General features: G+C 34.9%; 37 protein-coding genes and 3 pseudogenes. 14 read left to right on the plus strand and 26 right to left on the minus strand.

Annotated elements, in window-relative coordinates; translation table 11 throughout:
- Positions 1-30: 30 nt before the first annotated feature.
- From JCM13188_RS09020 to JCM13188_RS09030, 3 genes are all read right to left on the minus strand, one after another.
- Positions 31-291, minus strand: coding sequence for a hypothetical protein (locus tag JCM13188_RS09020; protein WP_054753574.1), 261 nt, complete (start codon positions 289-291; stop codon positions 31-33).
- Between the two features lie 84 nt (positions 292-375).
- A complete protein-coding gene (locus JCM13188_RS09025) occupies positions 376-570 on the minus strand; it encodes a hypothetical protein (protein ID WP_054753575.1) in 195 nt (64 codons plus the stop codon).
- A 12-nt stretch (positions 571-582) separates the two neighbouring features.
- Positions 583-1,110 (minus strand): DUF4760 domain-containing protein, encoded by a 528-nt coding sequence (locus tag JCM13188_RS09030; RefSeq protein ID WP_369404926.1) that lies wholly within the window; start codon positions 1,108-1,110, stop codon positions 583-585.
- Between the two features lie 230 nt (positions 1,111-1,340).
- Here JCM13188_RS09030 and JCM13188_RS09035 point away from each other — a divergent pair, with 230 nt between their 5' ends.
- Complete coding sequence (locus JCM13188_RS09035) at positions 1,341-1,529, plus strand: hypothetical protein (protein WP_054753580.1); 189 nt, start codon at positions 1,341-1,343, stop codon at positions 1,527-1,529.
- 193 nt (positions 1,530-1,722) lie between these two features.
- On the opposite strand, the gene JCM13188_RS09040 is transcribed toward JCM13188_RS09035, so the two are convergent.
- The 20 genes and pseudogenes from JCM13188_RS09040 to JCM13188_RS09120 form a co-directional block, all read right to left on the minus strand.
- The gene (locus tag JCM13188_RS09040) at positions 1,723-1,914 is read right to left on the minus strand and encodes a hypothetical protein (protein WP_054753582.1); all 192 of its coding nucleotides are present in this window, start codon (positions 1,912-1,914) and stop codon (positions 1,723-1,725) included.
- 320 nt (positions 1,915-2,234) lie between these two features.
- On the minus strand, positions 2,235-2,792 hold the full coding sequence (locus tag JCM13188_RS09045) for a helix-turn-helix transcriptional regulator (RefSeq protein WP_279401631.1): 558 nt from the start codon (positions 2,790-2,792) through the stop codon (positions 2,235-2,237).
- Positions 2,793-2,892: 100 nt separating this feature from the next.
- Entirely contained in the window at positions 2,893-3,783 is an 891-nt protein-coding gene (locus JCM13188_RS09050) for a hypothetical protein (protein ID WP_054753584.1), read from the minus strand.
- Positions 3,780-3,977, minus strand: coding sequence for an XtrA/YqaO family protein (locus tag JCM13188_RS09055; RefSeq protein ID WP_054753587.1), 198 nt, complete (start codon positions 3,975-3,977; stop codon positions 3,780-3,782). The genes JCM13188_RS09050 and JCM13188_RS09055 overlap by 4 nt, the downstream gene beginning before the upstream one ends.
- A gap of 303 nt (positions 3,978-4,280) precedes the next feature.
- Positions 4,281-4,597, minus strand: a pseudogene (gene ssb / locus JCM13188_RS09060) (single-stranded DNA-binding protein); the annotation flags it as partial.
- Positions 4,598-4,607: 10 nt separating this feature from the next.
- Positions 4,608-4,775 carry a hypothetical protein gene (locus JCM13188_RS18740; protein WP_279401632.1) on the minus strand — a complete coding sequence of 56 codons (168 nt, stop codon included), beginning with the start codon at positions 4,773-4,775 and terminating at the stop codon, positions 4,608-4,610.
- A gap of 330 nt (positions 4,776-5,105) precedes the next feature.
- Positions 5,106-5,732 (minus strand): hypothetical protein, encoded by a 627-nt coding sequence (locus JCM13188_RS09065; RefSeq protein WP_054753589.1) that lies wholly within the window; start codon positions 5,730-5,732, stop codon positions 5,106-5,108.
- A gap of 15 nt (positions 5,733-5,747) precedes the next feature.
- Positions 5,748-6,209, minus strand: coding sequence for a RusA family crossover junction endodeoxyribonuclease (locus JCM13188_RS09070; RefSeq protein ID WP_054753591.1), 462 nt, complete (start codon positions 6,207-6,209; stop codon positions 5,748-5,750).
- Entirely contained in the window at positions 6,193-6,330 is a 138-nt protein-coding gene (locus JCM13188_RS18745) for a hypothetical protein (protein ID WP_279401633.1), read from the minus strand. The genes JCM13188_RS09070 and JCM13188_RS18745 overlap by 17 nt, the downstream gene beginning before the upstream one ends.
- Complete coding sequence (locus tag JCM13188_RS09075; RefSeq protein WP_054753593.1) at positions 6,330-7,121, minus strand: ATP-binding protein; 792 nt, start codon at positions 7,119-7,121, stop codon at positions 6,330-6,332. The genes JCM13188_RS18745 and JCM13188_RS09075 overlap by 1 nt, the downstream gene beginning before the upstream one ends.
- Positions 7,122-7,136: 15 nt before the next feature.
- Positions 7,137-7,268, minus strand: coding sequence for a hypothetical protein (locus JCM13188_RS18750; protein ID WP_279401634.1), 132 nt, complete (start codon positions 7,266-7,268; stop codon positions 7,137-7,139).
- Between the two features lie 82 nt (positions 7,269-7,350).
- Complete coding sequence (locus JCM13188_RS09080) at positions 7,351-7,848, minus strand: hypothetical protein (protein ID WP_054753595.1); 498 nt, start codon at positions 7,846-7,848, stop codon at positions 7,351-7,353.
- Positions 7,835-8,026: a hypothetical protein gene (locus JCM13188_RS09085; protein ID WP_054753597.1), complete on the minus strand. Its 192-nt coding sequence runs from the start codon at positions 8,024-8,026 to the stop codon at positions 7,835-7,837. The genes JCM13188_RS09080 and JCM13188_RS09085 overlap by 14 nt, the downstream gene beginning before the upstream one ends.
- Entirely contained in the window at positions 8,016-8,846 is an 831-nt protein-coding gene (locus JCM13188_RS09090; RefSeq protein WP_054753599.1) for a recombinase RecT, read from the minus strand. The genes JCM13188_RS09085 and JCM13188_RS09090 overlap by 11 nt, the downstream gene beginning before the upstream one ends.
- Positions 8,847-9,789: pseudogene (locus tag JCM13188_RS09095) on the minus strand (YqaJ viral recombinase family nuclease). It abuts the gene before it with no gap.
- Positions 9,786-9,995 (minus strand): hypothetical protein, encoded by a 210-nt coding sequence (locus JCM13188_RS09100; protein ID WP_054753601.1) that lies wholly within the window; start codon positions 9,993-9,995, stop codon positions 9,786-9,788. Before JCM13188_RS09100 ends, JCM13188_RS09095 begins: the two are co-directional and overlap by 4 nt.
- 59 nt (positions 9,996-10,054) lie before the next feature.
- Positions 10,055-10,369: a hypothetical protein gene (locus JCM13188_RS09105; RefSeq protein ID WP_054753603.1), complete on the minus strand. Its 315-nt coding sequence runs from the start codon at positions 10,367-10,369 to the stop codon at positions 10,055-10,057.
- Positions 10,362-10,577: a hypothetical protein gene (locus JCM13188_RS09110; RefSeq protein WP_054753604.1), complete on the minus strand. Its 216-nt coding sequence runs from the start codon at positions 10,575-10,577 to the stop codon at positions 10,362-10,364. The genes JCM13188_RS09105 and JCM13188_RS09110 overlap by 8 nt, the downstream gene beginning before the upstream one ends.
- Positions 10,578-10,741: 164 nt before the next feature.
- A complete protein-coding gene (locus tag JCM13188_RS09115) occupies positions 10,742-11,140 on the minus strand; it encodes a helix-turn-helix domain-containing protein (RefSeq protein ID WP_054753607.1) in 399 nt (132 codons plus the stop codon).
- A gap of 53 nt (positions 11,141-11,193) precedes the next feature.
- Positions 11,194-11,397, minus strand: coding sequence for a helix-turn-helix domain-containing protein (locus tag JCM13188_RS09120; RefSeq protein WP_054753609.1), 204 nt, complete (start codon positions 11,395-11,397; stop codon positions 11,194-11,196).
- Between the two features lie 96 nt (positions 11,398-11,493).
- On the opposite strand from JCM13188_RS09120, the gene JCM13188_RS09125 reads away from it, so the two are divergent.
- Positions 11,494-11,739: a hypothetical protein gene (locus tag JCM13188_RS09125; RefSeq protein WP_054753611.1), complete on the plus strand. Its 246-nt coding sequence runs from the start codon at positions 11,494-11,496 to the stop codon at positions 11,737-11,739.
- Here JCM13188_RS09125 and JCM13188_RS18755 read toward each other — a convergent pair.
- Together JCM13188_RS18755 and JCM13188_RS20780 are read right to left on the minus strand one after the other, a co-directional pair.
- Positions 11,711-11,884 carry a hypothetical protein gene (locus tag JCM13188_RS18755; RefSeq protein ID WP_279401635.1) on the minus strand — a complete coding sequence of 58 codons (174 nt, stop codon included), beginning with the start codon at positions 11,882-11,884 and terminating at the stop codon, positions 11,711-11,713. The two genes, JCM13188_RS09125 and JCM13188_RS18755, sit on opposite strands and share 29 nt — an antisense overlap.
- Positions 11,881-12,132 (minus strand): helix-turn-helix domain-containing protein, encoded by a 252-nt coding sequence (locus JCM13188_RS20780; protein WP_054753613.1) that lies wholly within the window; start codon positions 12,130-12,132, stop codon positions 11,881-11,883. The genes JCM13188_RS18755 and JCM13188_RS20780 overlap by 4 nt, the downstream gene beginning before the upstream one ends.
- Before the next feature lie 152 nt (positions 12,133-12,284).
- Between JCM13188_RS20780 and JCM13188_RS09135 the strand changes: the two genes are divergently transcribed.
- From JCM13188_RS09135 to deoD, 12 genes and pseudogenes are all read left to right on the plus strand, one after another.
- Positions 12,285-12,677, plus strand: a complete 393-nt coding sequence (locus tag JCM13188_RS09135; RefSeq protein WP_054753615.1) for a helix-turn-helix domain-containing protein — start codon at positions 12,285-12,287, stop codon at positions 12,675-12,677.
- Positions 12,678-12,747: 70 nt separating this feature from the next.
- Positions 12,748-13,863, plus strand: coding sequence for an SAP domain-containing protein (locus tag JCM13188_RS09140; RefSeq protein WP_054753617.1), 1,116 nt, complete (start codon positions 12,748-12,750; stop codon positions 13,861-13,863).
- A gap of 13 nt (positions 13,864-13,876) precedes the next feature.
- Complete coding sequence (locus JCM13188_RS09145; protein WP_054753619.1) at positions 13,877-14,512, plus strand: DUF5067 domain-containing protein; 636 nt, start codon at positions 13,877-13,879, stop codon at positions 14,510-14,512.
- A gap of 114 nt (positions 14,513-14,626) precedes the next feature.
- Positions 14,627-15,118 carry an ImmA/IrrE family metallo-endopeptidase gene (locus tag JCM13188_RS09150; protein WP_054753621.1) on the plus strand — a complete coding sequence of 164 codons (492 nt, stop codon included), beginning with the start codon at positions 14,627-14,629 and terminating at the stop codon, positions 15,116-15,118.
- 22 nt (positions 15,119-15,140) lie between these two features.
- Entirely contained in the window at positions 15,141-15,428 is a 288-nt protein-coding gene (locus JCM13188_RS18760) for a hypothetical protein (protein WP_279401636.1), read from the plus strand.
- Complete coding sequence (locus JCM13188_RS18765; RefSeq protein WP_279401637.1) at positions 15,376-15,783, plus strand: tyrosine-type recombinase/integrase; 408 nt, start codon at positions 15,376-15,378, stop codon at positions 15,781-15,783. Before JCM13188_RS18760 ends, JCM13188_RS18765 begins: the two co-directional genes overlap by 53 nt.
- A gap of 8 nt (positions 15,784-15,791) precedes the next feature.
- Positions 15,792-16,213, plus strand: a pseudogene (locus JCM13188_RS18770) (site-specific integrase); the annotation flags it as partial.
- Between the two features lie 501 nt (positions 16,214-16,714).
- Entirely contained in the window at positions 16,715-17,026 is a 312-nt protein-coding gene (locus tag JCM13188_RS09160; RefSeq protein WP_054753623.1) for a hypothetical protein, read from the plus strand.
- Between the two features lie 123 nt (positions 17,027-17,149).
- On the plus strand, positions 17,150-17,953 hold the full coding sequence (locus JCM13188_RS09165) for a VLRF1 family aeRF1-type release factor (protein ID WP_054753625.1): 804 nt from the start codon (positions 17,150-17,152) through the stop codon (positions 17,951-17,953).
- A gap of 57 nt (positions 17,954-18,010) precedes the next feature.
- Positions 18,011-18,196: a hypothetical protein gene (locus JCM13188_RS09170; RefSeq protein WP_054753627.1), complete on the plus strand. Its 186-nt coding sequence runs from the start codon at positions 18,011-18,013 to the stop codon at positions 18,194-18,196.
- The gene (locus tag JCM13188_RS18775) at positions 18,133-18,372 is read left to right on the plus strand and encodes a hypothetical protein (RefSeq protein ID WP_279401639.1); all 240 of its coding nucleotides are present in this window, start codon (positions 18,133-18,135) and stop codon (positions 18,370-18,372) included. The genes JCM13188_RS09170 and JCM13188_RS18775 overlap by 64 nt, the downstream gene beginning before the upstream one ends.
- Positions 18,373-18,453: 81 nt before the next feature.
- Positions 18,454-19,161 (plus strand): purine-nucleoside phosphorylase, encoded by a 708-nt coding sequence (gene deoD, locus JCM13188_RS09175; protein WP_054753629.1) that lies wholly within the window; start codon positions 18,454-18,456, stop codon positions 19,159-19,161.
- 286 nt (positions 19,162-19,447) lie between these two features.
- Here deoD and JCM13188_RS09180 read toward each other — a convergent pair whose 3' ends face one another.
- Positions 19,448-19,825, minus strand: coding sequence for a hypothetical protein (locus JCM13188_RS09180; RefSeq protein ID WP_054753631.1), 378 nt, complete (start codon positions 19,823-19,825; stop codon positions 19,448-19,450).
- Between the last annotated feature and the right edge of the window lie 211 nt (positions 19,826-20,036).

The following is a 20,036-nucleotide window of genomic DNA, read 5'->3' on the forward strand; positions in this document are numbered from 1 at the left end:
ATAAAAAAGACACCCGATAGGATGCCTTCATCAATTATCTAGTTTTTGACTAATTTCATCTAGTTTTCGGATAATGAGCCAATTCTGTGCAACTAAGCTTTCCAATTGTAATAATTTTGCTTGCTCTTTAGAATCCATCGTTAACATGCCTACAGTTGAAGCAATCTTAGCAGAATTACTCGAAATCTCTTGTATGATTTCCATATCCTTTTCGCTTAAATTGTCTAGGTGATACTTTTTCATATACTTTTCTCTTTTAGCTTCTTGCTTCTCTTCTTTAGATTTAAACATTGAACCCTACCCCCTATGCGTTTTATTGTTTTATTCGACAAAAGGGAGATATTTCCTTCAAAATAAAAAGCACCACAGTGGGTGCTAAATATTTTTGGAATTGTATTTTGATATATTTTCAAAAGCTTCTGCTAGTCTTGTATAATTTTGTCTACTGTCATTATGATGAAATTGATTAAAATTATAACCTGTTGTGACTTCTTTTAATAACATCTCTTTTAATTCTGCATTTGAATAACGCTCTAGTTGTTTAACATCAGATATTGCGTCAGTAGTCATGCAAATTCCTCCTTAAAATCCAATGGGTTTAACTTCATCTTTCACTCCTAAATCAGAGAGCTTCTGATTCAAGGAATCTTGCTTCTTTTTAATATCGGATTCTTGTATTCGATGACTCCAAATTTTATATAATTTTAACATATTATTATAGTAATTTGTACTCGAATCACTTTTTGATCTGTGTATACTTATTAATAAATGTTCTCTCTCTATAAAATCGCAAAATGTAGTTGCTATTGGAGAAAACACCATTTCTTCATCTGCTACCCCATGAACTAAACATGCGCTAAAATATTCTAACTGATTTAAGATATCAGTAAGTCCATTCTTCTCTTTTGTAAGTGCCTCGATTATCGCATCTTTTTCTATATTATCAATATCTACATGAAATTCACCATTAAATTTCACAGTATCAGTCTGTTTTATTTTACCCTTTATTTTCTTTTGATATTCGTTTAAACTAGGCAGAAAAACTGTTGCGAAAATATACAGCATTTCCGTACTTTTTCTTGCTGCAGCCCTTTGATTTTTTATCGAAATATCCTTCTTTAATAAATCAAATTGTTTAAGGCAATAAAAACCCCTATTAGTAACCCTACACCAGCCAACAAATAAAGCATTTCTAAAATTTCTTTAACAACATTATAAATTGTTAACCACATAATTTCCCCTCCTCAACCCAATCTATTCGACATATAAGTTAAAAATCCTGCAAAATTAACAGGAAAATCCAATTAATTGATCGAAATTATCTTTGAGGAGGTGATAAAATGAAAAAATATATTATTAACCATGGATCCGGAAAGGAAATCCATAGACGCGATCATTTAACTCGTAACTGTCAAGTGGATGAAATTATCAAGAAAGAAGAAACTGATGACTACAACTATGTTTACCGATTATTACAAAATGGTTATAACGGTTGTTATTGGTGTTATCGTAGTCAACATACTGGATAATCCAACAAATGAAGGGGAGTTACAGCTCCTCTTCTCCTTTTAGAGTACACCTTGCCTTTCTGATAAAGTAATATTATCTCGATGCCACTCTTCACATTCCTGCATGGTAATACAACCTGTTTTAAGTTGCATCTGCCATACCCCTCCATTTTCTCCGTCGCATAAAAATAAGGATATGGTTTATACCCTAAGTTTATAGCCAATTCAACGCTTTTTCTTTAATCAAAGTTATCGGAGGATCGTGATGCGTTTTCCATTTACCAAATTTGTTTTCATATTCTACTATTTGACCTGCCTTACCATGACCGCAACAGCAACCTAATGTAATAACACCTTGATTATTAAGTTTTTGTATTTCATCAGCTATACAAGCATCTACATTCACAATATTATTAGTTTGATCTGGGTTAATTACTTTTACTTTTTATAAACACCATGTAAACACATATAATCACCTCAGTATAAGTCTTTTCAATTATTCTTATGTCCATACCATATAATGAAGACATCATAAATGAATGTTTATCAATATTACCCAGCTGACAGTTTAAACAGGACAATCAATTTATTAACAAAAGGAGGTGATTACATGAAACACTACAGGTCAAATATGTGTCAGTTGGGCATCTAGTAAGCAATATTCAATTTACTGGTGCTATGAAATCCTGCCGCTCCGTCCTGCCTCCGATTGTACACAAATCGCTATTAACCTGTCATTTTTTGTGTAGATTGTGCATTCTGTGAAATCTTTTCCACGATTGAATCTTTAATGTTATAGATGTGCCTTCTTGATAATCCCATGTGATGACCAATCGCACTCATGCTTAAACCATCTAACATGCATTCTAAGACCGCTTTCTCTCTTGGATCTTGGATGACATGGATATTATTTTGTATGAATAGAACCTTGCGTTCTAATTTCTGAACCCATTTACTTTTCTTGTCACGTCTAATCACTTCTTTGGCAACAGGATCACTAGTATTTCCTTTTGGTTTAGGCATAGTAGATTCTATTCCAGATTGGGCAACAACATTTCCTCCGACTACTTGTAATAAATCTCTCTGTCTCTTAATCTCATTTAACATCCAGTTATAATCTCTAAGCGCACTCTCAATCTGTTTTTGTTCACCTTTCCACCCCGCCCCTTCTTTCCCTAACTCTTTATAATAGTTACTGGGCTTGACCGGTTGCTGTACACCCGTTCGTTTATCTCTTCTGTGAGGATGAACCTTGAAGATAATTGTGTACTTCATCTTTTTCATCATTAACCCCCTTGATAAATAAAAAAGGACACCAATCAAGCAGCTGCGTGTGCAACTTACTTAATCAGTGTCCTCCAGTTGGCTGGTAGAACTACATCCCTCAATCATTTTTAGACGGATAAACTTTTACAATTCTTAATTTGTTAATAGATTTCTTTAATGTGTTTGGATTAAATGCTGACTCTTTTAGTGCTGAAAATTCGCCTTTTTCATCAAAGAACTCTTTTACCTCTCGACTTCTTTTATCAAGAAATTCGAACGAGTATTCTCCCGTTGGTATATCCTTCGAATCTAATACTTCTAATTTTCCACTATTTTTATTTGCATCTGCATTAAAAATTTTCCCAATAAATTCTATCGGTTCTTCTTCAATTATATTTTTGTTTTGTAAAAGCATTTTTTCTTCAACTCCAATTTTTATTAAATTCGAAGAGCTTTTATAATCACTAAATTCGGCCTTTTCAAAGGTTTTATCTTTTTCATCAATTAAATTAGCCATTTTTTTGTAAGTTGGGTAAGTTTCAACGGCAGTTGTAACAACATCTGGATGTGTGTTGATAAGTAAATCACCTTTTACATTGTATACATTAACGTCCCCTGTATTGTTATTTTCCATATATATTTCTTCTCCTCGTTGATTTGCCTGGAAAATTACTTTAAGATAATCAAAGCTTTCTTTAGCAATCTTCCATATGTTTTCTGCAGTCAAAGAAGTAACTATTGGTAGTAATGATGGGTAAACATGAGAAACAGTTATCACAAAATCTGCTTCAAATGAACCAGGCTTAATATTAAAAACCTTTATTTTTAAATCTTCTCTTCTATTTCTAGACATATACTTTTCGTCTTTTAATGTTAAATAAGTTTTTTCAATCAACTGATGGAACACTTCCATACTTTGCGATAGATAGTATAAGTCATAACCATCTTCAACATTCAGATCAGAACCAGATATTTTAAAATTTACTCTTTCGTTAATTTCCTGACTCAAAACTCTTCCCCCTCATCAAACTTAACCCTTTTCACCTTCCCTTGGTGAGTAATCACTTTTGTCTCTCCATGAGAAGGTAACTTTGTAATTTTTGCTTTTCCATTACTGTATACGACGCAAAAAGGCTCGTTCCCTTCAATATCTATCAAAATTTGTCGATTTTTCATATCTACTGGTATTGGTTTTAATCGCATGAGCTACGCCCCCTATGTTAAAATAACGTTGAGACAAGTTATATTTTTGGGAGCGCTAAGCTCCTTTTTTATGTCAATATGTCAATCAGAACATAAATCATAGTGATGATTGTAATAACACTCAGCGTACAAACGATTCCAAACATCACAAAAGATTTTTTCAATCATATCACTCCATTCAGAAAGGTAAATCATCATCTTGAAGATCTACTGGCTACCCTTCGTTATCTAATACGTTTTTATTTGATTTATTTTGATTTAAACTTGCATTTTGCTGTTTGTTAGACTTAGATTCCTCAGACGTTTACTCTCTAAAAACTGTACGCTTTCAGCGACAACTTCAGTAACAAAACTCTCTTACCATCTTGTCCTTCAAAACTACGCGTTTGGATTCTTCCGTCTATTCCAATCATAGAACCTTTTTTCATATAGTTTACTAGATTCTCAGCTTGCTTACGCCAGATTACGCAGTTTATAAAGTCAGCTTCTCGTTCTCCCTGTTGATTTGAGAATGGTCTATTAACGGCTACGGTAAAATTAGCAACAGCTGTACCGTTAGGTGTGTAACTGAGTTCTGGGTCCTTTGTTAATCTCCCAACTAAAACAACTCTATTTAACATTAGTCTTTACTCACCTCTTTACATGATTACGATAACCTTTAATCCGCTCTCTTCGCTTTTCGCGCAGCTCATTAGCCTGTTTTAAAATAAAAGAGTCGCATTCCTCATCTGGAATTTCACGATCAAGCAGTGCGTTAATAATTCTTGAGCGAATATCTAGTCTGTATGGAAAATTCATTTGGTATCTAGTAAGCCATTCTTTATTAATTTCAGGTAATAGTTTTGTTGTTTTTGTGCTATCAACAACAATTGACGTTCTGCTAGATTGTGAAATGGAATGTCTTTAGTTCTCATTTTACTTTCCTCACTTTCACTATTTTCCATGTACTTAGTCCTAGTTCATTAGTTCTAAATAAACTCGAATTTATTAAGCCCTGTGTCTCAAAAATTTCCGCCAGCAGTCTTCACACAAGTTTCCTCCTGCAAAATTAGCACGCTTTGTTTTACATTCAACACACTTTTTCACCAATGTTCGCCTCCTAATATAATTAAAGGGAAGCAGCAACCATTATGCTGCTCCTTCGTCCGAGTCTTCATCAGTATTATCATGTTGATCTTGCTCATTTGATTCTCCTTCGTTCTGTCCTTGCTTCCATTCCCACCATTTCGCAGCTAATGGAGCTATTTGTTTGAAGTAATCTTCAATGACCTCTACAATCTTTCCAGAGTTCATATCAAGTTCATTTGCTAACTTGGAATAAGAATCGCCTTCTAAGCGACGTTTAACAATCTCAGTAAAGTTCTTAGGAAAATCATCGAGTTCTGGAGCCATGCCACTTAATACGAATTTTTCGATGGCTTCTTTTTCGAGTTGTTTTTCTTCGTCATCGGTTTTCACTTCTTCTTTAGGTATTCCAGGTAATTCTAGTTGTTCTGGATCTTTAACCTCTTGTACGACTCCATGTTCATCTACTTTGTATTCAGTCAAAGGTTTTCGAGTATGAGCATCAACAGTCACGTTATAATTAATAATTGATGATTCAATTTCTATTTGAGCGTGGCTATCAATCATACTTGCTAGGTTTTCTAATTGCCCTCGTGTCTGAACATCCGAAACTTCAAGCACAACTTCTTGAATCCCTTTAGGTTTTAAATTCACTTTCTTCACTAACGCTTTAAAATTTGCATAAGTCATATAGAAACCGCTCCTTTAATTTATTAGTAGCTGTTGCTGTTCAAATTCTTTTAAGTGATTAACTTTAATTTTGACTCTTGGTGAATCTGAGTACCATTTCCTCACGATTAGTTCGACAATTAACTTATCATCTTCCCAAATCACACCGTTTAAGCCATCCTTAATACCTTTAATAAAGTTATCAACGTCAGGTTTAACTGTGGGTCTATATGTGCCTTGGTCAATCATTTTTCGCTTATACTTAGGCATTGATTTAGGAATGGATCTATAAATATCAACCTCTAGCTTTAGTGGTCCATCTAGTAATTTTTCTGGCCGATGGTCTGCAGCTACGAGATTAATATATTGCTTGTAGTTTCTTGACTTGGCTGGGTCATACATTCTAGCTCGTCCATTGATAGTCGTAGCTCTTGGCCGTCCTTGAGCGACTGGCTCTCCATAGACCGTAAATTCAATTGCTTCAGCTAGCTTTGTCATTCAGTTTTCGCCTCGCTTCTTCAATTCGTTTATCTGTACGCTCGCTCATGGCCATGACTTCTTTTTCAGTCATTCCAGTACCGAGTACTTTATAAATGCCTGGTCCTTCTTTTTGCCACATTAGGCATCCCCCTTTTTACGATAATCTTGTCCTTCTAGTCGAATGCTCGTTGCATGGTCAAACATACGTGATGTTATACGTTCACCATGTATGCCGTATTTTTGCTGCAGTTGACGTTCAGTGTAGTTCGTTGTGACGATTTTCCGTTTACCTTGCCTTAGATTCAAAACATTAAACAGCACCTCAGAAGCCCATGTTTCTTGCCCATTCTCGTTCCCTTTAATGTACTCGGAGCCAATGTCATCTAACACAAGTAGATCTAGCTTCTCAATCATGTTGTATAAATCATCTTTGGAGTATTTAGCATGGTTGTCATAGACTTTTCTAAAATAGTCAAGGAGCTTAGACACCTCGAAATATAAAACTTTATAACCGCGACTTTTAAGGGCTTTGACTGTTGCATAAGCTACATGACTTTTTCCAAGTCCGGCTTTACCGCTCACGACTAGTGAGTCAGATGGACGTACTTCAAAGTTTCTGATCAAATCAACAACCCACTCTTTAAGCGTTATTTGACTAGGAGTTATGGCTTGATACGAATTGATTGTGGCATGTTGCAAATGCTCAGGAACTACCGTGAATCGCTCAATAAAGTTTTTCGCTTTAATACTATCTAGTTCGTCTTTGCTTGGTAGGTTAAGAGATTCTTTAAGCTTACGATCCTCACAAGGTTTACAAGCGCCCAAAATTCCTCTTGGTGTTTCATAGACTGGATAGACATTGCCACATGACTCACATATTTCTTCCCCAGCTCTTTTGATGGAACTAAGAAAAGCCTTAGCTTGTTGCATATGTTCACCTCGTTTCTAAAATCCATCTAAATCAGGATCATATTCAGGCATGTGTTGGCCATTGCCATATTTACGCTGCTTATAAAACTCAAAATTCTCATCATCTTTCCTAACTTCGTCTATTGATTGAATACCTTTTGGGACCAATTACGAATAATGCCAAGTGCATACTTAAATCCTTTTAGCTCTGTTTTAGCTCGATTCAGTGCTTCCGTAATTAGTTCTTCACCTAGCTCGTCACAAAATCATTGAGCAAATATTTATCTCTCTCTGAGATACTAATAAAATATTGCTCTGCTAAATGAATTACGCGCGCGTTAGCTAGGCTAGGTATATGTTTTGTTTTGTTTATGTCTTGTTTATGTTTAACTAATGTGCTCAATTCTTGTCCGCTTTGTGTCCGGTTCGTGTATTCTTCCGTGTCCGCTTTGTGTCCGTCTCGTGTATCAAAACTAACAATCGAATACTTTCCAGCTTGATTCACACGATTAGACTTTTTGTATTTAATACGTCCTGCGTTTATGAGATCTGTTCTTGCACGGTGTAATTGCTGCCTTGATAAACCCGTCTTAGCTTGCAACGTTCCATTTGCAACCGTGAACTCACCCTGCCAGTTAGTTTTATTGTTAAGTGCCATTAACGTGTACCACAAAACAATTGCCCCACTGGGTAAAGGATTCGTATCAAGCCACTCATGAAACGTATTAAGCTCTTTAAGGTAATTCATGATCATCACCTGTTCTTTCCAAAATCGCTGTCATCTTCTCAATACGCTTTAACCGATAACCAGGGAAATTGTGACGGACGTATGCCGCCACATATCGTTTAAATTGAATCCCTGGATTTTTAGAGCTCTGAGCAATCCAAACATATACATCTGGAATAGCTGTTTCTCTAGTTTTCATTGCTTAGTTCAGCTGCGACTTCTTCAGCTGTTTTCTCAGGTTCACTTTGTCCCTCATCTGCTTCTATAAATTCAGCATCGATAATTTTCTGTTCCTCTTCACTAACTTCTTGTCGTTGACTCGGATCACTCACATCTTCTACATAAGCTTTTTGCATATCAATGGAGAGAATGCCCCATTTGTTTAACATGTTTCGAATGACCGTCTTTTTAGCCATTGCGTCATAATCATTTTTCCAACCAAAATCTGATTTACTGAACTTCTTCTTGTGCTTTTCAATCTCTTCTTTAGACCAATAAACCGTCTTTTTAAAGCCATTAATTAGTTCAAAATAACCCGTATAACCAATCACTTTGTCCGATTTCTTTTCATCAAAATCAAGTTCAATTTCTTCTGTTAATCGATCCCATTTTTGAAGCTCACCCTCGTAAACTTCAATCACATTAATATTCCTGTATTGTCCTGTTCTAAGAGCTAATTGAATATAACCTTTATATCCTAATTGGAATTGGGCCTTACCTCCGTATGGAACAATCCACGCATAACCCAAATTCTTATCAACTGGTAGATCGAGAGTGGCTGCAACCATCGCAGATGAGATAACACTCATAGGTTCAGCCTTTTGAAGCATTTTTTCGCTGTTATATAGATTAAGAATTGATGAAGTAAATTGATTAGCTCGTTTCCCCATCACTTCTTCAAAACGCTTCATAACAGCTGGAGAGTTTAATAAACTTTTCATTGTCGTTCCTTGAGTTTTTTGAGGTTGATTTTTCTTTTTATTCGATAGTTCATTTTTGAGTTTTTCATTAGTTGCCATCTATACCAACTCCTTCACTTTAAATGGTCTTGATACTGTAGTTTTTATGACTTTTTCATAGATATCAGGAAACTCTTTTTTAAGACGTTTAGAATCAACTGTCCTACGTTCATGTGATTTCCAATTGACTTCATAAGTGCCGACATGTCCAACTTCAGCCTCTTCTAATTCCTGTTTAATTTCGTGTTCAATCTGCTTTTTTGCTCTTGTAATTGTTTAATAGATTCTTTCAATTCGTTGTAATGTCGTATCTTATCTTGGAACTCATAACCTAGATCCACTACTTTATTTTGTTCAGAGCGTTCATAACGCTCTTTCAAGTATTGTTCAGCTGCACTGGAACCGTCTAAAGCTGGTGGATTATTACCAAGTACATGGTAATTCCAAAAGTGAACTTCAGCTTCAAATATCATGTCAATGAGCTCTTCATCTCGTTCAATCTCTTTCCAGACAAAACGTTGACCACCTATTAAAACGGCAATATATGCTTTTTCATAACCCGTTACACCTAAATAATGTTGCACCTGGACTAAATAGGGTTCTGGAATCTCATCGTCTTCCCAGTCTTTCGCTAAATAAGCACTGGCTGTTTTACATTCAAGTAACGCATTTTCTCCAACAACTTTTCGATCTATATTGGCCATAATGAATTCATGTTCTGGATGTTGTAGCATAAAGTTATTACGTCTAACCTTTTTACCTGTTCGAACTTCAAATTCTTTAGCAACCATATCCTCTAGTAATGTTCCAAAATATGCAGCTTCGTTTCCTTGGTCTTCAGAATAGGATTGGCCCGTTTTCTCAAGCATAGCTCAAATGGGGTTTTATATTTATTAAGACCAAGGATGACAGAAGCATCGCTTCCGCCAATCCCTTTATTTCGTTCTGAAAGCCATTCTTCACGTGATAATTCCTGTGTGTTTAAAACTGTTTCAGCGCTCATACAATGACCTCCTCAAACTCTTCATTTTCTGCTAAATGTTCTCCTAAGCATGTTTCGTTACAAAAGTGCCCGTCTTTGTGATGAATGACATGTCCACTTAATTCACGTTTACATTGCTCACATTCAAAGGTGCGTTCAATCTCCGCTCGAATTCTTGGATAGCCTGTGCGTCTCATGCGAGTAATTGTTGGATGTTCGAGATCCATTTTTCCGCCTCCTCCTTGCCCTCACACTCAATAATGATTTAATGAGAATGAGGACTTAATTAAAGTATTGCTTTATGTCTCTTTAACCACTTGGCAGAGTGGTTATTTTTTGTGTCCGTGTGCCAAATTAAGTGGTGAACATTAAAACCTTTGGCCTGCATGTCATTTGCAAACTTCTTTAAGTTTTCTTGATATGCTTGTTCATGTTGTAGTTTTTTTAATGAATCAAGTGATATTTTTAATGCATCTATAAAACCAATCACATCTTTATGATCGTTGTATTGAACGGCAATTCGAACTCGACTTTGCAAATATTCAATACAGGCTAGCTCTCGTTCTATTTTTCTTCGAGTGTGAATGATGACATTAAGCAACCTCCTGCTCTAACATGAGTTGTTTTACGTTGTTATAAAATTCAAGAATTTGTTGATTACTATAGTCTGTAAGGTCATAAGCTTCTTGTAGATCTTCCCTAATTCGATCTAAAGATTTGATAGGGTTAGAACTATTAATAGCTCGCTTAACTCGTTCTTGATAAATTTCTTTTGCTTTTACCCAATCGGTGTATTCTCCATAACTCATCTTGTTCACCCCTTTCTAGTAATTTTTTAAGGATTAATTACTTTACTAATCTCTCAGCTCTCATTCGCTGTTCAGCTGTATTAAAAATATCGTGGAATTTAAAATCATAATCTTTACATAGCTTTGCAATCTCAAACTCTAGAAACGCAATAGCTTCAGCTGATTCAACTAACGCGTTTTTCTATCTGTTGTCGCTCGAAGATTTCTATATATTTCGGTTGTTTCGCGATTGCGACTTCATCAATCGATTCAAGGGCCTCTTTTAATTCTTTTTTGGTACGCATAACAACTGCTGCTCTATGCTGATCTAGAGCTTCACCATCTAACCAACCTAAGCCCCAACTTTTATACTCGTAAGCTGATTCAATTCCAATTCGTGGATCATTGTATTTAGAACTCATATGATTAGATAACTCAGGACTTACAGAAGCTCGTCCATTTTCTTGTTGTGAAATGGCTTCTCTTGAATAACCTGTTTCAAGGCTTAACTGCAGTTGTGTTAATCCAGTTTCTTTTCTAGATTGTTTCAAAGCATCTGTTGCGTCATTTTTACCATTGGTCATTAATTTCACCTCTTCTCTTACCATCTTTTGGTTAATAGATTAGTAGAATATATTTAGAATGAACTTACTTGCGGTTCATTCTTGTAGTTGTCTTGTTCTTGCTCTTTGATCCAGTTATCGATGGACTGTTTAGAGAAAAAGACATTACGTCTAATTCGGTAGTGCGGAATTTCTTTTTTACGTGCCATTCGATAAACGGTATCTAAACATACTCCTAAGTAATCAGCTGTTTGTTGTGCGGTCATACGGTCTGTCATGTTCAACGCCCCCTTTCAAATGTTGAAAAGTCAATTATCTCTGTAGGATTTTCCTCTTCCCTGTCGAATGGTAGATACAGGAAGGAGGTGTAATCTTTGGGAAACATCGATGTCGCAGAAATCGCTAGTCGTTTATATGAAGTTCATAAACCTATAGGTGCTGAAGAAATTCAGAAGTTAGTTGATGAGAGAATAAACGGTAAATCGATACAAATTGAAAATCTCGGTTCTGAAATTATGATGATGGTAGCTGAGCTCACCGGAAAAATGAGAGCTCAAGATTACAGGTTTATGATTGACTTATTGCAAACAACTATAGATGAACTTCAAAAATCAAATTAGTCCCATTTAAGAGGAAATAAAGCATCACTAAATTTTTGGTGTTTAATTGTACGTTAATTGCATAAGTCGTCGTTGGCGCGGCGACTTCTTTCTCTAATTTATTAACACGTTTTATCAGTTGTTGAACTTGATGGTTTTGATTCACCTAAGACACCTCCTGTTCTTTTTGTTCAATTTCCGTTTTAGAAATTGAATGAGACAAAAAAGATCATTAAATGGAATATTAAGTTTTTCAGAGAGTGCTGAAAGCTCGTCAACTTTAAAATTGTAATGGCCTTTCTCTCTTTTCCAATATTGAGATGAGTCACTCAATCCCAGAAATTCTGACATCTGATTAATGGTGAACCCTAAAGATTTTCGTTTTTCTTTAATCAAATGTAAATTTATTTTCATTTATGTCACCTCGCTTCAAATATCTAATTTAGAAATCTTACTTAGATTATATATATTCTATTTTAGAAAGTCAACACTTTTTATTTCTATTTTAGAATAAATTATTTATTTCTTTTTTAGAAAGTTTATAATAGTTCTCGAGGAGATGTCTTATGGATATAGGTAAAAAACTCAAAAACTTAAGAGAACGTAGAGGCTTACAGCAGGTTGAATTAGCTTATAAGATTAACGTCTCTCAAACCAAAATGAATAAAATCGAAACAGGTTATCAAAAGAAAATAGAACCTGAAATTTTGACTAATATTGCTGAAGCATTAGACGTTTCCACGGACTATTTATTAGGCAAAACAGATAAAGAAAAGGAAAATGATTTCGACCCCATAGCTGAACACAATCGCCTACTAAAAAAATACGGCATTGAGGATTCAGGTTTCTTCGATATAGAGAAATGGAAACAGATGGGGCCAGAAGAATTAAAGCAGCTTGAGGATTATTTTGAGTTTATTGTTAATAAAGCAAGAGAGAAAAATAAAGATAGCGAGTAAATAACTACATACACCAAGATCGAGGCACACTTAGTTAGTGTGTCTTTTTATTAATTTGAGGAGGGATATAATGAGCATATTTAATATTTTCAAAAGCTTATTTGGTGAAACGATAGAAAAAACAAAATTTAAAGTAAATGCGAAAATCGAAACATCTGTACATTACAATAACGACATAAATCCAGTTTATAAAAAGAAACTTTCTAATGGCTTACTTCCAGGGGAGATTATTTTAATTAATTGGTTAGATGGTAAAAGTACTTCTTCAAACCCACCTGGATATTTCGAATATACATACGGACTTAAAACAGGGCAATCAACCGAAAAATTGATTAATAATGGATATCTTAGACAAGCATCACCATTTGAATCGTTACCATCACTTAAAGTACCAGAATTAAAAGAACTACTAAAAACTAAAAGTCTAAAAGTCTCAGGAAATAAAGCTGCTTTAATTGAGAGGATAATAGAAAACTTCTCTCTTGATGAAGTTGATAAATATGTGAAGGATAAAAGTTTAGTGATTACCGGGAAGGGTCATGAGGTTCTAAAAGAATATTATTACATAGTTCCGGCTCACAGAAACGATTCTAAAGATGGAATCTATAATGTTGCAAACGCTATAAGTTTTGTAAATAACTTTAAAGGAACATACAACCCTCCTAATGGTGACATTTCTTGGGCTTTATTTCAAAAAGCTTTTTTAAAACACTCTGAAGAACTTAATTATGGTTTAATGTCCATTGATTTAAGTAACATGGCAAAACAGCTAAGAAAGGAAAATAAATATAGTCACGCTATATTTAATTATTTCAGAGTCTTTATCATAGAGTTAAGTGGTTTATCGAATGGAAAAGGGGTATCTCACCCAAATATTATGACATATGGTACATCTACGGGTTTAGAAATTCTAAAACTAAAAGAAGTATTAAATTTATCCCAGGAGCAACTAAAAGAAGAATTTTTCAGAGCTTGGGATAAAACCTTCCAAGGCTTACTATTTCATTATTTAACAAAAGAAGAATGTTTCCAATGTTTGCTTGCTGCCCTAGATGAAGAGGAAGATTACATTAAGGAAGTTTTGTATAATGCCTATGAAGATTTAAAAAGAAATGTGGATGAAGAAACATTTGAAAAGAAAATTGGCTTGTTCTTCCCCATTGATTATAAAGATAAATTATATTAAGAAGATTCTAATGTTGGCGTTAAATTCAATTAACATAAATAAATTTACTCAGGGGGTAATTAATAATGAAAAAACTATTATCACTTCTACTAGTTTAATGCTGACCATCTTCTTGGCAGCATGTGGTGACGATGGAGAGACAGAAGCTGATACCACTAATGATGAAACAGAGACAGAAGAAACTAATGAAGGTGATCAAGAAACTGAAAATGAGGATTCAGAGACAGAAAATGAAAAAGAAAATAAAGACGAAGAATCTAGTGATGAAAGTGAAGTTAGCGACACTGTTTTAGAGAACGAAGATTACAAATATGTCATTAAAGGAACTGAACAGTTAACGGGTAAATATGAAGATAGACCAATACTTGCTGTCGAAGTTGAATTCACAAATAAAACCGATGAACCAACCAGCCCTTGGATGGCATTAGCTTTGAAAGCGGAGCAAGAAACTGACACTACAGTCGAAATACTTAATGGAGCAAATGGATTATTCCCAGATGATTATAAACCAGATTTAGTCAAAATGGGAGATACAAACGTTAAAAGCGGAGCAACAGTTGAAGCAGTAATAGGATATGAGATACTTTATCCAGGTAGTCCAGTTATATTAAAAGAATTTACTATGATGGATGAGGATATTTCTTTTTAAGCGAATAGTTGAGACTTCGAAGTAACTTTTTTATCTTTTTAGTCTTCCAATTTTGGAAGACTTTTTTTATACTGTTAATACGAACATATGTTCTTAATTAAAGGGGGGATTATTATGAAATATTACAAAACTGCACTAGAAGAATGGGTAACTAAATGGTATTTACGTAACAAAGTTTTATCCTCTCACGATATGGACATCTTTCAAATTGCATTAAAGCATGGTATTTATCTACATAAAAAGCCTATGTTACCCCGATATGATGTTTTCGGTCGTTATAAAGGCATCATTATTGACTCGCGCGAAAAGGAAGAGATACAACGTGAACAATTCTTCCATGAGCTCTGTCATGTCCTTAGACATTGTGGTCATCAGTCTATGATTCCTGAAGCATTTAGAGAGTTGCAAGAACGTGACGCTAGACACTTCACTCTTTATGCTGCTCTCCCCTCCCACATGATTAAACACTATGATTTCACTGATGAATTAATCATTGGAACATTATCAGAGACTTTTAAAGTACGTAAAGAACTGGTTGTTGAAAGACTGGATCGTATTTATCGCAATCAAAAGTTTACCATTTCACCGGATTACTGCCCTTTATAATAACCTAAAAGGAGGTTTAAATATGGCTAGTTATACTCAAAGGGGAAAGAATTCATTTACGTTATTTGTGGAGTTAGGCTATGACGAAAATGGCAAGCGCTTAAGAAAAACAAAAACCATTAAAGTAGATTCTAGACTTATGAAAACCAAACGAAAATTAGAAGGCTACTTAGAAGAAGAATGGTTAAAGTTCAAAATGCAAGTTGAGGCTGGAGAATACATTGAGCCTCAGAAGAAATATTTTAAGGATTTTGTTCATGATTGGTCTGAAAAATATGCTAAAAGCTTTTATGCTAAAAAAAACTTATAATAATTATATGGAGAAACTTAATAACTACATTCTTCCTCGTTTTGGCGCAATGCGAATTGAACAAATCAAAACACTTCATATAGTTGATTTCTTAAACGAAGCTTCACAACCTGGTTTCGGCAAACGCAAGAAAGACGTACCTCTTTCAAGTAGTACTATTTATGAATTAGATAAAATTCTGAGGATCTTATTCAATAAAGCTGTGACGTGGCAAATAATTTCAAAAAGTCCAATGGAGTCACTTGAACGACCTAAACTAAAAAACGTAAACCAAAATTCTATAGTGGAGCTGACTTTGCAACTTATTTTGAAGCACTTGACCAAGAATCTAAACAGTGGCGTTTATTTTTCTTAACAGCTCTCATAACTGGTTTTAGACGTGGTGAGATTGTGGCTTTAGAATGGACTCATTTTGATTTTGATAATCTACAAATTAAGTTAGTTCAAAGTATCCCATTATTTGAAAATGGAAAGCCACTAATCAAGTCAACAAAGACTGATGAAGACATTAGAGTTGTTGATATGCCTGAATGGTATATGGATGAAATGAAAATCTTTTATAAAGAGTGGAAAAAGGAAAAGTTTTCTGCAGGAGATCAATGGGAAGAAAAAGGACATAAATTCGTATTTCACACAGGTTTAGGTAGACCTTATAATCCACAAACACCTACTAGTAAATGGAGGCAGATTATAAAAAATATAATTTAAAGGATATTCGATTACATGACCATCGACATTCCATGGTATCCTGGTTACTTGAGAACGGTGGCTCCATTAAGGAGGCCCAAATTAGAGCAGGTCATAGTAGCATGAGAACTACATCGGATATATATGGCCACCTGTCACCAGAAGGTATGAAAAAGACAGCTGAAAAATTCAATCAATTAAATCCCAATAAATATAAAAATAAAAGTTCCTAATTATATCCTTTCAGACTAAAAATAATGCATTTGGTCAACAGCTCGTCAACAATTAGATAATTAAGCCACTGTTCACCGAAAACAAAAAGAGCCTTAACCCTTTTAATATCAAGGATTACAGGCTCTTATATTTTTTACTATTTTGAATGTAATTTCACCCAGCCCCGAAGGATTATGCGTTCATATTTTAAGGCTGAACACAACAAAACCCTATTAAATATTACTATACATAATTATACATGAAGTATTTTATGAACGCTATAAATTGGCTTTAATCACCAGCGTTAATTATTAATAATATACCACTTTAACTCACATAAACTATAACTAAATACTCTCACTAATAAGAACGAGGTTGAAGACAATATGAGCGATTCTTTTGAGTTTAACAGTGACTCAGAAACACCTCAGAGTTTAAAATTGGCTTTACTAGCTAGTTCACTAACAACTGTAGCCGATGCAATAGCTACCTTAGCCACATTATTAGCCATCGATGAAACTAAAGAGGCTAATTTACAAGCTGAACAAGAAAAACAGGACATAAATCAGCAATTACTTAACCTACAATATCAGTTGGATGACTTAACAAATAGCCATCAGCAACAACAAGAACGTTTAGACCAAGTCATCAATTCGTTAAATTCAATTCAAAAAATGATCATTGATAAAAACTTATAAGCTATTACATATAATGAGTTTTAATTAGACAAGCTATTGAATTTAAAGCCACTTTTAAAAGTGTTTAATCCTTCTCTTTTCGTGGAATGTATCAAGTAAATCCACAAAAAGGAGATGATCTCATTGGATTTAAAACCATTACTCAATAAACTTGAACATTATCGATCTGAAAAACCAAATAAAGTGTTTACGATGTATTTAAATACAGACCCAGCTGACCCCGATCAGCAAGGCGGGAAATGGAGATTACAACTCAAAAACGGTTTAAATAACTTTGAATCTTACTTACAGGAAGATGGCGATTCAGATGAAAAGCGAAATTACTGGGCTGTAAAAGAAAAAGTCGAAAACTTTATGAATGAAAATGAAATGAACCTTAAGAAGAGCGTCATCATTTTTGCAACTGGAGATGACGATGTATGGTTTGCAGATATTTTACAAATGCCAGTTAAAACAGCCTTTTTCTGGGAAGAGGAACCTGTATTAGATCAATTAAAAGAAATGCAAGAAACATTCCCTAAAACAGGTATTATTCTAACTCAGAAAGACCAAATCAAATACATTGATGCTGATTTAGGAACCGTCAACGAAACGAATGTATACGAACTTGATTTAGATACAGAAGATTGGCGCTTGCATCAAGGTACTCACAAAGCTGATTCCAACTTAGGTTCAGGTGGCGGTAAAACATCTAAGAAAGACGAATTTTACGAACGTTTCGAAGCTAACCGTTATCGTTGGTATAAGAGCATCGCACCAAAACTTGATAAAGCTGCTAAAAATCACGGCTGGGAACGCATTTACCTAGTCGGTGAATCAGATGAAGTAAACGACTTAGAAAGTCATATGAATAAAACAATTGAAGATAAAATCAACAAAAACTTACTTGATCATGAAGAAACCAAAGTGTTAGAAGAAGTTTTATAGAATAAATAGCTGAGCTCGATCCCAGAGCTCAGTTTTTTAACTTAGGAGGCTTTAAACATGATTGAACAGATAATTAAAGATTACTATAAAGCTTGGAATAACGCTCTAGCAACGAACGATTCATCACAAGTGCGTGAGAAAATGTCCCCTGAATTTGTTGGTTATTGGTGCCATAGTGCTTGGCAGCTCCGCAGAAGTATGACTACGACTATGACCTTAACGATGTTTTGGAGCAGTACTTAGGTACCCAGACAACGAAATCATTTGAAATCGAATCGATCACAACTCGAACAAACGATGTGTTAGTCTTTGGAACCGAAACCAACACCGTAAATGGAATTGATTACCCAGCAAAATATTTTTTGTATGGAAAAATGAACAAGATGGTTGGCGATTATTGCGCGAATATATTGAATTAATTAACTAATTCCTTTAAATTGTTTACGAATTTGAAATATGGTAGGTTAAGGAAGTAAGAATGATTCAAGGAGGAACAGGATATGAGTACACATATTGGTGCTAAAAAAGGCGATATTGCGGATACAATCTTACTTCCAGGTGACCCGCTACGCGCGAAGTATATTGCGGAAACATTTTTAGAAGATGTGACTTGCTATAACGAAGTTCGCGGTATGTACGGTTACACAGGTACATACAAAGGTAAGCGCATCTCGGTGCAAGGAACAGGTATGGGTGTTCCAAGTATCTCTATTTACGTTAATGAATTAATTCAAGAGTATGATGTTCAAAACTTAATCCGTGTTGGTTCTTGCGGAGCGTTACAAAAAGATGTTAAAGTGCGCGATGTTATTCTAGCCCAAACATCTACAACAGATTCACAAATGAACCGTATGGAATTCGGCGGGATTGACTTCGCTCCAGGAGCAGACTTCAATTTACTTAAGAAAGCATATGAAGTCGGCGAAACTCGTGGTTTAAACTTAAGAGTCGGTAACGTCTTTACAAGTGACAGTTTCTATCGTGAAAATGCGATGGACTTATTCCAAAAGCTTGCAGATTACAATGTGCTTGCAGTTGAAATGGAAACAACAGCACTATACACATTAGCTGCTAAATATGACCGTAACGCTTTATCTGTCTTAACGGTTAGTGACCACATCTTAACTGGTGAAGAAACAACTTCTGAAGAACGTCAAACAACATTTAACGATATGATTGAAGTGGCACTAGAAGCTACGACGAAATAATGAATAGTTGAGGAGGGCACCGAACGTGATCGGTGCTCTTTTTTATGGGTCGATAAATGGCGAAAAAGCTCCGTCATTCTATGGCGTTAGATAAATCCATTTAAGGGGTAGATAAAATAACTTTTTTACCCCGTCGACCAATTTCGGGGTAGATATTTTCCGAAATGGGGTAGATATATTGGAATCTGGGGTTGATAAATCCCCACCAAGTTTATTCCGAAGCGATGATTGTCCGTAATGGTACTTCTTCACCATTTTCAAACACTATATCCTGTCATATGCCTAATCAATCCATAAAGTAGAATTCAGGCTCTGCGTTCTCTAAATCAAAACCCATCTTTCCATTACGAAAGTTTACAAAAGGATCCTCACTTTCTATAATCCACGCCTTGCCATTCCACTCATCTATGGTTTCGCTTACTTCATGCTCTTGACCGTCCACCTCAAACGTAAGGATCATCTCAGCAAATGACGTGTGTCCATCTTCTTTTCTAATGTTAATGATGTCGTAATCTTTTAATTTATAATGATATTCTTTTAACTTATTGATTTTTTCTAGATAAAATGATTTGGCTTCCTCTTCCTTCAAAACTGTACCTTCTGTTGGAGTTTTTTCATCATATTTGTACAAAAGTTCAAAAGCTTCCTCGTAATCTTGATCCATCATCGCCTTATAATAATCTACTGCAATACGTTTTTACCTTTGTTCTGGACTATTAGTAAAATATAATAAAAGCCGATGCCAACGGCTATTAATGCCAATAAGGCCATGATATTTTTATATGTTTCTGACATTCAAATCACCCTTTTAAATACTTCTACATTTTTATCATCTACCCTCTAAATAATTGTTCACTTTTTTAAAATGATAGTTG

It is taken from the genome of Piscibacillus salipiscarius JCM 13188, from assembly GCF_001311865.1.
In the GTDB taxonomy this organism is placed as follows: Bacteria; Bacillota; Bacilli; order Bacillales; family Alkalibacillaceae; genus Piscibacillus; species Piscibacillus salipiscarius.